9 protein-coding genes are annotated in these 13,842 nt (G+C 36.4%); 1 reads left to right on the top strand and 8 read right to left on the bottom strand.

Annotation, left to right across the window (positions count from 1 at the left end; all coding sequences use genetic code 11):
• Window positions 1-126: 126 nt before the first annotated feature.
• From LNQ34_RS01420 to LNQ34_RS01390, 7 genes are all read right to left on the bottom strand, one after another.
• Window positions 127-2,100 (bottom strand): protein-disulfide reductase DsbD family protein, encoded by a 1,974-nt coding sequence (locus LNQ34_RS01420; protein ID WP_229998422.1) that lies wholly within the window; start codon window positions 2,098-2,100, stop codon window positions 127-129.
• 48 nt (window positions 2,101-2,148) lie between these two features.
• Window positions 2,149-2,955: a hypothetical protein gene (locus tag LNQ34_RS01415; protein ID WP_202703606.1), complete on the bottom strand. Its 807-nt coding sequence runs from the start codon at window positions 2,953-2,955 to the stop codon at window positions 2,149-2,151.
• Window positions 2,956-2,957: 2 nt separating this feature from the next.
• Window positions 2,958-3,485 carry a heavy-metal-associated domain-containing protein gene (locus LNQ34_RS01410; RefSeq protein ID WP_123923531.1) on the bottom strand — a complete coding sequence of 176 codons (528 nt, stop codon included), beginning with the start codon at window positions 3,483-3,485 and terminating at the stop codon, window positions 2,958-2,960.
• A gap of 1 nt (window position 3,486) precedes the next feature.
• Window positions 3,487-3,975, bottom strand: coding sequence for a TlpA family protein disulfide reductase (locus tag LNQ34_RS01405; RefSeq protein WP_229998421.1), 489 nt, complete (start codon window positions 3,973-3,975; stop codon window positions 3,487-3,489).
• A gap of 66 nt (window positions 3,976-4,041) precedes the next feature.
• The gene (locus LNQ34_RS01400) at window positions 4,042-4,422 is read right to left on the bottom strand and encodes a heavy-metal-associated domain-containing protein (RefSeq protein WP_202703608.1); all 381 of its coding nucleotides are present in this window, start codon (window positions 4,420-4,422) and stop codon (window positions 4,042-4,044) included.
• 160 nt (window positions 4,423-4,582) lie between these two features.
• Window positions 4,583-4,936, bottom strand: a complete 354-nt coding sequence (locus tag LNQ34_RS01395) for a DUF6769 family protein (RefSeq protein ID WP_229998420.1) — start codon at window positions 4,934-4,936, stop codon at window positions 4,583-4,585.
• Window positions 4,937-5,318: 382 nt separating this feature from the next.
• Window positions 5,319-7,334 (bottom strand): hypothetical protein, encoded by a 2,016-nt coding sequence (locus LNQ34_RS01390; protein ID WP_229998419.1) that lies wholly within the window; start codon window positions 7,332-7,334, stop codon window positions 5,319-5,321.
• A gap of 848 nt (window positions 7,335-8,182) precedes the next feature.
• On the opposite strand from LNQ34_RS01390, the gene LNQ34_RS01385 reads away from it, so the two are divergent.
• Window positions 8,183-10,381: an alpha-galactosidase gene (locus LNQ34_RS01385; protein ID WP_229998418.1), complete on the top strand. Its 2,199-nt coding sequence runs from the start codon at window positions 8,183-8,185 to the stop codon at window positions 10,379-10,381.
• Window positions 10,382-10,736: 355 nt separating this feature from the next.
• Here LNQ34_RS01385 and LNQ34_RS01380 read toward each other — a convergent pair whose 3' ends face one another.
• A complete protein-coding gene (locus tag LNQ34_RS01380; RefSeq protein ID WP_229998417.1) occupies window positions 10,737-13,451 on the bottom strand; it encodes a S8 family peptidase in 2,715 nt (904 codons plus the stop codon).
• Between the last annotated feature and the right edge of the window lie 391 nt (window positions 13,452-13,842).

Below are 13,842 nucleotides of genomic sequence, written 5' to 3'. Positions count from 1 at the left end.
CTCAGGACGAAATGAAAGTGCAATAAAAAAAGGAGATACCTAAATATCTCCCTCTTTTATGGGCTTCAACAGCCCACGATTGTGCACAACGTCTAAAAAATGCACAGATGTAAAAAAATGGTACTTTTAATTTTGAAATTTAGCAATACCGGATTTCAGCCATTGCTCATATTCGGTAATGTCAGGAGTATATCCTGCAGGTTTGCTCAGCTTTTGCTCATTTGTATCTAATAAAATATAGTACGGCTGCGCATTTGCTTTGTAGCGGGTAATTTGAAAATCACTCCATTTATTTCCGATGGTTGTGATCTTTTTACCAGTTTCTTTAGAGACATATTGTTCTTCAAGAGGTAATTCTCTTTTGTCGTCAACATATAAAGAAATTAAAACGACTTCATTATTTAAGATGGACAAAATACGAGGATCAGACCAGACATAATCTTCCATTTTTCGGCAATTCACACAGGCAAATCCGGTAAAATCTAAAAGGATAGGTTTGTTTACACTTTTGGCGTAGGCTAGTCCTTTTTCATAATCTGTGAAAGCTGTGATGTCATGAGGGCCTTTATGTGCTCCGTCTGGTAATACTTTTTCAGCGGATGAGGTGTTTTTTCCACTCCCACCCACGCCATACGGAGATTCGCTATACGTCATTGGAGGAGGGAATCCGCTGATTAATTTCAAAGGAGCACCCCACAATCCCGGAATCAGATAAATGGTAAATGTTAGTACGATTAATCCAACTCCTAAACGGCCTACCGAAATGGATGAGGTTGGAGAATCATGTGGCAAGGTTATTTTTCCAAATAAGTAGAAAGCCAGTGTACCAAATATAGCGATCCAAATGGCCAGAAAGATTTCTCTTTCAAACCAGTGCAGCTGTAACACTAAATCGGCATTAGATAAAAATTTAAAGGCCAAAGCCAATTCCAGAAAGCCCAGAAATACTTTTACGGTATTGAGCCAGCCGCCGGATTTTGGCAATGTGTTTAACCAGCCCGGGAACATGGCAAAAAGCATAAAAGGCAATGCCAAAGCCGATGAGAAACCTAACATTCCCACAATCGGTGCAATTCCGCCTTTAGAAGCTGCTTCAACCAGTAGAGTTCCTATAATGGGACCCGTGCAGGAAAAAGAAACAATTGCCAGAGCCAATGCCATAAAAACGATTCCAATGATCCCGCCTTTATCTGCCTGCTGATCTACTTTATTGGCCCATGAATTGGGTAACATGATTTCGAAGGCACCCAGAAAAGAGGCTGCAAACACAATCAGTAAGATAAAAAAGATAATATTAAACCAGACATTGGTAGATAGTGCGTTTAAGGCATCAGCACCAAAAAGCAGCGTAATTACGGAGCCCAGAAATACATAAATCAGGATAATTGAAATACCATAAATAATGGCATTTTTAATTCCTTTAGCTTTCGTTTTACTTTGTTTCGTAAAGAAACTTACCGTCATAGGTATCATAGGAAACACGCAAGGGGTAAGCAGTGCGGCAAAACCGGATAAAAACGCAATAATGAAAATCATATACAAACTGGAATCCGTTTTTTCGGATTCCGCTTGTTTTTCTATGGTGGGATTTACTGTTGTTTTCTCGGTTTTGTCGTTTGTAATGTCAGCTGCCTGAATTTCTTTTGCTTCAAGCGTTTTGAGATTGAATTCAAAGTACTTGGTTTCGCTAATACAATTCTCTTTACATACCTGATAAGAAAGCTCTACTTGTACGACTTCTTTTTCGGGATTGGTCTGTTTGATTAATTGGGTAAACACAGCTTTATCCGAAAAGAAAATTTCATCTACACCAAAGATTTCATTAAACTTTCGATGAGTTTCGCTTTCGGTTGCTTTTCCAATAAGTTCATAATTGTTTTTGGAATCATGAAAAAGGAATTCAGCCGGAAGCGGACCATCTTCGGGAGTGAATTGCGAATAGACATGCCAGTCTTTCTCGATAGTTCCTTTAAAAGAAAGCTGATATTCCGAATCGGATTTTTTCTCGATCGAAGCTTCCCATTTCACAGGATTTATAATCTGCGCCTGGACTTTTGCAAAAGCAAAGAACAGGAATAATACATAAATTATTTTCTTCATTTTATAGGTTTAATCAGAACGATTTGTTCCGGTTGTAATGGGATTTATTTACTTCGTTACATTGAAAAAAGTATATTCCAGTTTCAGGAAAACGCCATCGGTTGCCATACGCTGCATAGAGCTGTACAACTCTTTTTTGTAAGCTAAGTCAATTCTCGCCTGACTGTTGATGATAAACTGGATCGAAGGAACTACATCCAGGTACGATCTTCCATTTTCAGTAATAGTTTGTCCGGTAAACTCCAACATTGCATTAATATTGGTTTGTTTGTAACTGGTGTATTTTTTAGGATGCATTAATTTACCCACAGAGAACGTATAATTTATGGCATTTTTGCCCAGCATATCCGGAAAACTGTAATCGGCATTGTTAAGAGCACGCACATAGCTTACGGAAGAACTTATAGCTACTTTATGAAGCAACTGTGTGGCAACCAAACCGGCTTCGTAACCTGAATTTCCATTGGCTAAATCTATGGCTTCCTGATTAAAGTAAGAGTTATTGTAACTGTATCGCCCAAAGGCAGCCATCCTGAAATGACTTTGCAAATCATCTGCCGAAAAGAATCGGTATTTGGCATAAAATCCACCACCTTTAAGGCCCAGTCCATTGTCCTGATTGCTTAAAAAAGCTGAGGTACGAACCATCAGGTTTTTATTGATCCCCCAGGTAACTTCCGGGGTTAAATTGTACATGGAACCGCTTTCGAGTTTCTTTTCCATTAAGGATTGTCCAACGCGAACTCCAATAGAACCCGCCGGAGCATTACTGGCAGGTTCGGTTACTACAAATAATTCTTGTGCTTCAATTTGATAAGAAACCAGAAATAAGAAGATTAGGGATAAATATCTCATTTTTAAAGGGCTTTTAAATAATAATCATTCTCATTTTCAGTCGCGTAATCAGGATATTTTGAGTACGATTTAAGTAGTTTTTTATACTCTTTCTGCGTCACAAAACCTTTGTCTAAAACCCTGTACTTCCCTTCGGCATGTGCTACAGGCTTTTTAATATCGATAAAAGTATAGGTGGCATCATCGATTTTCAGAGTGGTATTGTCCTCAATTTTGTCTACGTGAAATTTTGCTGTTAAAACTAGTGACCCAACAAAAAAACCAGCTTTTTCAACTGCTTTTTTCAGGACTTTAGGCTCCAATGAATTGTCTTTTTTAAAGTATACTGTAAACGTATTGGTATTTAAATCGGTACTGATACTGTCTACTTCTGTAAAAGCTTTCAACTGTTTGTTTATGGCATTCGAACACATCGAACAGGTTAATCCTGTTGCGATTATTTCGGCTTTTGTAATCTGAGAATAGGAGTTTACACCTGTTAATAATAGGATAAGTGTAAGAGCTATGAATTTTATATTTAGGGTTTTCATCTTATTTTTTGTTTTTTTTAATTTGAGCAATTATTTGAGCTTCCGTTGGATTGATAGCAACCAGTTTTCCTGATGCATCAAAAAGAAATGCAGAAGGCAGCGCTTCAACTCCGAAAGTCAGAGCTGTTTTGGCTTCAAAGCCTTTTGGGTCAATTAATTGCTGATGTTTCATTTTATCTTTTTCAATGGCTTTCAACCATTTTGTTTTGTCGTTGTCGATTGATATTCCGACGATTTCAAAATTCTGATCTTTATATTGATCGTAGATTTTAACCAGCTTTTTGTTGGCCAGTCGACAAGGAGCACACCAGGATGCCCAAAAGTCTACTAAAACCGTTTTTCCTTTAAAAGAATTTAGTTTGGTTGTAGTATTCTTATTGTTTTGAAGCTGAACATCCGGAAAACTGTCTCCCACTTTTATTTGTGCATTTGTTATAGAAACAGCTGCTACAAGAGTGAATAGTGTGATTATATTTTTTATTTTGAACATGATTCTTTAATTTTTAAGTTGTTCGTAATGAGGGTTTAAAAAACTGCATTACGAACAAAATGGTTTTTAATGATGCGACGATGAGGTGCTTTGTTTTTTATCGCTTGGTTCTCTGTCGTATTGACAACATCCGTGTAGTTCGTCATAAACCGTATTTGGAGCCTTAAATTTTTCATTATCATATCCGGCATCAGCTATGCGTTTTAGAATGACATCAAGATTCGTCTTTTGAGCATCGTAAGTAACAGTAGCGATTTTGGTGTCTTCGTTCCAGATTACTTTGGCTTCTTTATTAACGTTTGCGGCAGTTTCGATCACTTTTTTGCACATGCTGCAGTTACCGTTTACTTTTACTTTTTCAGTGGTTTTATTTTTAATTTGAGCGCTGGCGAAAGTAACTGACAGCAATAGAGACATTGCCATCAATAATTTTGTTATTGAGTTCATTGTATGTAATTTTTTTTGGATGAATTAATCCTAAAGCACAGCAGAAACTATAGCAAATAGAGCTATCTCTGACAATAGATTAAGATTAAAAAATAGTTTTGAATTAAAGCCTTAAAAAGGCTTTTGGATAAGACAGACCTTTGGCTGTCACAAAAGAAATCTAGCTTATTTTAGGGGGAAGCCAGATCGAACGGAAATCTGAAGAAATAAAGATTTCTGAATAAAAGTAAGTTTGTTTTTTTTCAGAAAAACCAAAAAGAGAATGGTTTTCTACCTGAAAGATTGCCATTGGCGAAAAAGCACAGCTACTGGTTGGCGTACAGGAATTCCCCATACAGCTCTTATCACAGCCATGTTTTTTGTCTTTCGAATCTTTTTTACTGCAACAATCTTTTGCAGTGGATTCTTTTTTGCAACATGACATTTCTTTTTTTGTTCCATGCGCATACGTAAACGTTGGTCCCATCAGGAAACCAAGCATAACGAATAGCAATATGTAAAACTTCTTTGTCATAGTTGCTCGCAAAGATATTTTTATTTACCGGCTTAGCTTGTTAATTTTTTTGTAAATATTTTAGAAATGATTCAGGAGCGTTAGAAATTTATCTGTCTCTTAAAAATGGTGGCGTAAAACGTATATCAATTGGATCCGTTTTTTTACTATAAGAAGTATAGACATATTCTGTGGCCGTCAAAGATATTACAGCATAACGGAATCTTTATGTAAAAAATACTTTGATGTACCAAATTAAAGAACTATCATGTGTTGCAAATCATACAGTTGGGGGGCTTGTATGAAATTACAATGTATGAATTAGATCTGAAAATCAGCGGAAAGACCCAACTGGTACATCAAAGTTTGAAAAAAAGGACTCGTTTAAAATATCAATCTCACTTTATTGAAGATTGATATTTATAGTACTTCCGTCTTTGATAACTTTCTTAACGATTATTTTTTTGCCTTCAGAGACCGTTATTTTTAGTTTTTTATCGACTCTTTCTACTGTGATATCAAAATCATGTTCAAATGCATTGATGTGACGCATTTTCATCATGGGCCAGGATTTAGGAAGACGTGGAGTGAAGTCAAACGAGTTTAGCGCTGTAGGTCGGATGCCAAATAAGCCTTCAGTGAAAATTCGGCAATACAATCCGCTTTCTGCTGAAAGATGACGCTGATCACCTTCGGGATAGGCTTCTACAGGGTAGGGAACATGATCTCCTAATAAACGACGGTTGGAATAGTAGTGCAGAAAATCCAGTGCTTTGTCTGTTTCACCAGCGGCGAGAACACCTCTTAGAGCATACAAAGTCGATCGGTCCCAGAAAATTTTATCACCCGCAATACTGGCAAGACCGTCTTTGGTCCATAACCTGGATGAGAATATGGCTTCAATTGTTCCTTCTTTTCTATCGTAAATACCCATCGTGAGCGGGGTACAGATCCAGGCTCTTAGGATATCATTTTCTTTGTAGTATTTGTAGGTTTCAAAGCCTTCGACTTTAGCTCCGAAATATTTCTCAATAGCTGCCTTTAATTTTTGAGCCTCCGTTTGATAAGCTTTAAGCTGTGCTTTGTTCTTTCCTAAAGCTTTACCCAGATAAACAGCAGAATTCAAAGCATCATAATATAAAGAAGAGGTATTTAAATTGGCTTTTCCGGCAGGAAGACGGCCTTCGAGTTCATCAGAGTCGGATGTTACGATGCCATCAGAATTTAATTTTCTATGGCAATACTCCAGACACCATTCGATCAAGGGCCATAATTGTTTGGCTTCTTTTGTATTTCCTCTCGAAAGCGCATAACGCGAAGCTCCGTAAGCAATCATAGCACCATCGCCACGATCACCGGCTCCGGCCCAAATATCAGTTCCTTCGGCTACAATCGAACTCGGAATTGGTTGGTATTCTTTGTTCATAAATTTTGCAAATTGTAAATAAGCATTTAAGGAGGCCTGATTACCATATTCATATCCTAAAAAAGGAAAAAACGGGCCAATATATTCGGCCTGATCATTGGCCCAGATAGCAGCATAATAAGATTCTCCTCCGGGGCCGTGCATAGGACCGCCTTTGGTTTCAAAAATACTTTCGGAAGCTCTGATTTTAACAAAAGCAAATTCCGTATTCAAAACGGGATCGGGGGTTTCTAAGATCAGTTTATTCCATATTTGATGAATGAGTTGAGTACGTTTTTCTTTTTCTTCTTCGGCATTTACAGCAGGAACCTGCTCGTTTGTTTTGACACCCGAATAGAAAACAGAAAAACTAACGGCTTCATTGGTTTTAAGATTAAAACTCCCGGAATTAGAGAGGTCAACATGCAAAGTATAACTACCTTCCGTTCCTTTTTCGGGATCTGTGGTATAAACGGTATTCGATTTTGGAATTTCTACGATACAGGTTTTCTCAGTTATGTTTTTAAGAGTATAAATTTCACAATAACCGGCTACAGTGGTCGACGGGAAAAATTGTCGGGTCAATTCCAGTGTATTGCCGGCTTTACTCTTAACGAGCAATGTTCCGTTCAGCGTTAGTGAAGTCACTTTTTCTGCCACGATAGGTTTGTAGTTTACGGTGACCAAATTAAAACCGTCTTGTGCAAACCTTCGTGTTAAACTGGCATGAGTATTATTAGGGATAGTTCTGAGCATGGGCCAGACCAAACTGCGGGTCGCATGGAACGAACCATTTGCCGCAACGCCATACCTTAGAACGCAGGAGATTTTTTTACCACTCATTTCAATATGATCGTCATGCGGAATGTTGTTACTGATCTGCCAGGAAATAGTTCCGTCCGAATTGATTTGCCAGCGTCGGTCTTCCTGCGAAAATGCTTTGCCTGCTACGAAGCAAAAAGCGACAAGGACGAATAGAATGTGTTTTTGTTTTTTCTCAAAGAATCTCTTCATTAGAATTGTTTTTTTATAGATGTTGAATAATTACCGCCAGCAGCTTGTTATTTATCGTATTAGTAGTATTTGTTTGTGTTGTTCTTTAGATAAATTTTTTATTGGTTTTGTTTTAAAGACGCAGTTGCTTTTTGTCCTGAATTAACAACTGTTCGGTAATTTTCGATGTCATCTTTTTTCTACGGGCGGTAATTTTCATTATTATAGGAGTATAGTTTTATAGCTATTGTTCAACCCAAAAGTATAAATGTTCTATTCTTTAAGTGAACAGTTCCTACCGGTTTTTTTGAGGATGCTTAGAAAGTAGAGACAAACAGAAAAAGTAAAGTGGGTAATATAGGATTAGGTAGTAGAAAGTTAAGATTGGTTTGCTATGAAGGTTTTTTACGTTTTGCGAAAATAAAAACCAATCGGATTGTTCAACAGTGAGGAAAAAAGATGAGGTTGCCTACAGTACAAAAAGGACCGGAAATAGTAAAGTTAAAAGATTAAAAATACTGTTGTTATGAGGTTCTTTTCAGGGCTTGAAAAATCCGCTTTTTGAGATAGGAGAAATATAGGTTTTGCTTCGAAGAATATCAAATGATATTTCATTAGATTTTTTACTTTATTAATAGTAATGGTATTTTATAGAATAAAAACAGGGTAATATAGTATTATAATTATAGGTATAATCTTGTTTAAGAAAAATGTTTTTTGGTATAGATCAGAACAAACTGGTAGGTACCGGTGTGTACGGATGCTTGATTGTTATACTTTTGAAATTCATTTTAGATTAAACGAATAAAATAAAGAATACCACAAACCAACCATAGGAACCAACCATTTACTATTATCGAACCCTTTTTATGAAAAAAATACTATTTCTATTACTCCTTACATTTCTGTTTTGTGAAGCTAATGCGCAGGAGGAACAAATTCAGATGGAGACTCAAAATACTGCTTTGATTTTAAAGGTAGGAAAGAATGGCTTGCTGTACCAATCTTATTTAGGGACGAAACTAAGAGATAATTCAGGATACAATGCGGTTTCGAAAGAGAATACCAAAACATTTGTGGTTAACGATGGAAATCCATTGGTTAATTTAAGACATCAGGCTTACCCGACTTTTGGAACAGAGAATTTGTTTGAACCCGCAATTCGAATGACTCACAATGACGGTAATCCCTCTCTGGAATTAAACTATGTAAGCCATAGTACACAAAAATTAGATGCCAACACGACCGAAACTAGTATCAAACTTAAAGATCCTGTATATCCGGTAGAAGTTACACTGCATTATAAGGCTTTTTATAACGAGAATACAATAGAACAATGGACTGAAATTGTACACCATGAAAAGAAACCGGTTATGTTGTACAATTATGCGTCATCGATGCTGCATTTTGATGCCGATCATTATTGGCTGACTCAATTTCACGGAGACTGGGCCAAAGAGGCTCGCATACAGGAAAGTGAGTTAACGAGTGGTACGAAGGTAATTGACTCGAAATTAGGGGTTCGTACCGATATGTATCAAACACCGGTTTTTTTTCTGTCTTTAAATGCTAAAGCCAATGAGAATTCGGGTGAACTTGTGGCAGGAACGATTGCCTGGTCCGGAAATTTTAAGTTTGTTTTTGAATTGGACAATAAAAATTCGCTTCGAATCAGCTCCGGAATTAATCCGTTCGCTTCTGAGTATAATCTTCAGCCTGGAAAAGTATTCACAACACCTTCTTTTATTTATACTTTTTCGAATAAAGGGAAGGGACAGGCGAGTAGAAACCTGCATTCATGGGCCAAAAAATACGGAATAAAAGATGGAGAAAAATCCCGTCTGACCTTATTGAACAACTGGGAAACAACCTTCTTCAATTTTGATGAAAAAAAATTGACCGATATGTTTGCGGATTCCAAAACGTTGGGCGTTGACATGTTCTTGCTGGATGATGGCTGGTTTGGAAATAAATATCCAAGAAGCGGCGATAAATCAGGACTTGGAGATTGGCAGGCTACTAAAACAAAGCTGCCAAATGGTATTGGTTTCCTGATGCAGGAGGCTGAAAAAACGGGAATAAAGTTCGGAATTTGGATTGAACCTGAAATGGTGAATCCGAAAAGTGAATTGTACGAGAAACATCCGGATTGGGTATTAAAATTGCCCAACCGACCGGAAAGTTATTACCGCACCCAATTAGTTTTAGATTTATGTAATCCGCAAGTGCAGGATTTCGTATTCCAAACAGTAGACGATATTATGCAGACAAAACAAGGGGTAGCTTTCTTTAAATGGGATTGTAACCGAATGATGACTAATGCTTATTCGGCCTATCTGAAAAATCAGCAATCACATTTGTTTATTGAATACACCAGAGGTTTGTATAAAGTTTTGGACCGCATTAAAACGAAATATCCAAATTTACCCATGATGCTTTGTGCCGGAGGAGGAGGCAGAACCGATTACGGATTACTTCAATATTTTACAGAGTTTTGGGCAAGCGACAATACCGATCCTTTCAACAGAGTATTCATACAATGGGGATATTCGCAGTTTTTTCCCGCCTTCTCAATTTGTAACCATGTAACTTCTTGGGGAAATCAGTCCATCAAATTCAAGACTGATGTGGCGATGATGGGTAAATTAGGTTTTGATATTAATGTAAAAGAACTGAAAGAAAAAGAATTGAAATATTGCCAGGAAGCCGTGGCCAATTATAAACGATTGAGTCCGGTAATTTGGCATGGCGACCTGTACCGAATGGTCTCTCCTTATGAGGAAAGCCGTGCCGTATTAATGTATGTGAACGAGTCAAAAAGCAAAGCGGTTTTGTTCTCCTACACGCTTCATCCACTTTATGATCCGCAATACAATCCGGTTCGTTTTCAAGGTTTAGATCCAAATAAAACCTATAAAGTGGAAGAAATAAACCTAATGCCCGAGGCAAAGAAATCAGTCGAAGAATCCGGAGAATCTTTTACTGGAGATTATTTAATGAATGTTGGTTTACGGGTTTCTTCGTCTAAGGTCGAAACCAGCGTCGTTCTCGAAATTACTGAATTGTAGTTAAATTAGTTTTTTGTATAGACGAAAAGCCTTTCGATGGGAAAATCTCCATTTCGAAGGGCTTTTTTATTTTGATAGTGAAGCAGAAAGGAAATAGTTTCAAATGAATAATTATAACCAGTTGGCTGTTTGGAAAAGTAATTGCTACAGATTAGCGGATTAAAAAAATTAGAAAATTAGAAAATCTGCAAAAAAAAATACACCTAGGAACATAGATTTCTATTTACAAAAAAAATGATATTAGAAGGAAACAAATTTTCTTCACATAAACGATGTGTTAAGTGATCTTTTTAGTAACTGCACCCAAAAGGTTAATTATTTATAGGTGAAGAGCGTTAGATTATCTGAAAACAGTTTAAAAAACCGCAATCTTTCCGGTTTGTACCCCGCCGGAACTTGTTACTATTTTATAGAGATAAATTCCCGAGGGCGTATTTTTCAAATTGATACTATTGATTTTAGAAAGAAACGAAGAAGTAACAATATTTTGCCCGCTAATATTGTAGAGATAAAAAGTAGCAGCTTCCTCTTTTTTGGCTTCAATATTTAATTCTTCATTTTTGCTTAATAGTGTTGGGTAAATCAAAAACAAATCATCACCTAAATAGTTAGCATCAATAATTTGGGAACTTATGGTAGTATTGCTTCCTAATATTAGATTGATTTTATATTTATTATTGCCTTTTATTGGAGTTGTATCCAGAAAAGAAAAAGCTTTTGATTGGATGTCGTTTAGAGTACTAATCACACTTTCGGCTGAGTTATTAATCTTGACTAAATCTATTCTTTTGATGTTGTACAAGCTAAAAACATTGGCACTGACCTTTATTTGTTCCTCCTCGAAAACTTCTGCTGAAGCCAATTCAAAGTAGCAATTTGAGTTTTGATCATACTGTAAAGTCGATTCGCTTTTTATTCCTTCGCTATCATTTATCACAGGAGTAACCGTATAAATTTTTGCGTCAGTATAGACATAATTGTTGTTCGTTATTTGTTCTTTAAACTCTAAACGGTCATTTGTCAGTTGATAAATTTTAAACGAAGCAACATCAGCAGGTTTGTCCCAATTAATTTCTGTTGTGCCATCGCATACTAAACTGGTTCTAATGTTTAAATCATAAGAAACCGTAAAGGGATCCGAAACATAATCCGTATTACCAATGGTCATTTTTAGTTTTGCTTTCGAGAATTTTCTCTCTGTGGGGGTGTATTTAAATTGTTCACTATCTAAATTGATACTATTTGCTATAATTCCCCAGGTTTGCCCATTATCATAGCTAATTGACAATTGCCCATTAACACCGGAAAAGGAAGAGCTCCATTTGAAAGGAGAAATTATTTTACCATCATAAGGAAAATTATCATTAGCCACTGGATAATTCCATTCAAAACCATTTTTCGTTTCATATTCATAGGCGATACTGTAATCCTGAGAAGCATTTGAGACGTATACGCCATTAACAGCAATCGTATAGGTGCCGGGTGTAGGATTGTCAATTGATACCTGTTCGATAGTATTCAGTTTGTCTTTTCCTTTAGTGGCAGGTTGCTGAGGAGTTTCAGGATTCAGAACCCAGGGTAGAAAAGTAGTAGGATCGGCCGAAATAACTTCGAGATCTAAATCATTTACCAGACTTATAGTACTGTTGATAGCTGCGGGTAAGTCGTTCCAGACTAAGGTTATTTTTAGGTTTTTTGCATTAGAAGGAACTGTAATAGTATGTGAGTTCGTTTGACCGGAAGCCAATTTATCGGTTATAAATCTGTTTTCACTAATCGTTTTCAGACATTTATCAGCATTGATGTTGCCATAACCATAGGTGAAATCAGGACCTGGATTACCTAAATCTTTTGCACTATTAATTAGAATGGCCTTCGTTAAGGCATTAGACAAAGCAGTATTATGTATCGTTTTATACTGTTGCTTCATAAGAGTGATAATCCCTGTGGCCAATGCAGTAGAATTTGATGTCCCTTGCGAGCTGTAAGCGACTAACTCCGGTTTTATTCTACCATCATAAGCAGGACCCTTCGACGAAAAAGACAGGATGACCTCGTTTTGATCTACACAACCGAAGGCAATGCTGTTTTTAGATTGTTTAAAATTACCGGTGATAGATTTATAGCCTTCCAATCCTTTATTACCGGATGAAAAACAATGAGTCAAGTCGGGATTTAATGCCAATTGATTGTCGTAAGCATTTGCGAGTGCCCCATAAAAATTCTCAATCACGGTACCATAAGAATGATTTTGAGTGGTAGCCCCTTGTAAAGTTGCTATTTCATCAGGATAGATATTCAAAAAGTCAGACGATTGCAGTTTTGCTTTTATGGCTACCCCTTTTCCTAAAACAGAACTATTTCCCAATCCGGAAACTATAGTGGCCGTAGCAGTTGCATGGCTGGATATGGTAGAAGATTGTGTTGAGGAAGGAATATGTTTAAGGTAGAGATCAACATCTTTTAGATCAAAAAGGTCATCCTTGATAGAGGCAATTTGATTTTCACCTGTGAGAAGAGGGAAATTAATAAGCGCTTTATTTACAGCATTAATAGTGAAATTTTGATCCGTTATTTTTGATTCGCTTTGAGGTTGCAGTGCTTCTTGTGAAACAGCAGTGACGCTGCTCAAGGAAATAATCTTGTCAAGAATCGTTTCGGAATCACTTTCCAGGATTACAAGACGATCATTAAGTATTTTAATAGTAGAAATGTTCGCCAGTTTCAAATCAGCAAGTAATGATTCAATAGCATTAGTGGCTATGATGTATTTTTTGTGTTCTTGATGATTTGAAAAATCTGAAGGCAATTTCCACAAATTATTAACGGGAACTACCTCTTTCAACGATCGATTGTATTTTGAACTTTTATTTTCAACAATACAATAGGTAGCGTCTAATTTTTTTACAATAGTATACTGATTGCGATGTGCATTTTCTATAGGGGTAAGAGAGTATTTTTCAAATGTTCCATCACTTTCTTTCTTTAAGTATTGTTCCCATTTTTTGGAGTTTTGCGACAAACAGATTGTCGTTGCTATAAAAAGGAAAAACGTAATTTTTATCTTCATTTACTGTAGGTGTTAGGGCAATTGTGAACATTTTGATCGATATTTTAACAAAAGCGGACTTTTTTAGCGGTGTATTGTTTTTTTGTTTAAGATAAAATATTTTTTAAATACTTCTAATTGAATTGAATATCGTCGCTAAAAAATCAAAGTTATCAAAATATTTGTAAAAATTTTATTCCTTTTTGTTTCGTTCGAAATACGTGATTTTAGAAGGCTATGTCCACTTTTAAGAGCTTTCAGTTGTATTTCAAAGCTGTTGAAAGTTTATCAGATTCGTTTTCACCCGCGAAGTATACGAAATCTAAAATTAATAATTTTGTAGGTTTTGTTTTGGAGTAAGGTGTTGATTTGTAATCGATTGCTTGTTTTTATTGGGCTCATAGTGAATTTT

This window comes from Flavobacterium lipolyticum (assembly GCF_020905335.1).
GTDB lineage: Bacteria > Bacteroidota > Bacteroidia > Flavobacteriales > Flavobacteriaceae > Flavobacterium > Flavobacterium lipolyticum.
Note: the sequence above shows the minus strand (reverse complement) of the source record. Positions and strands in the feature narration are given on the sequence as shown.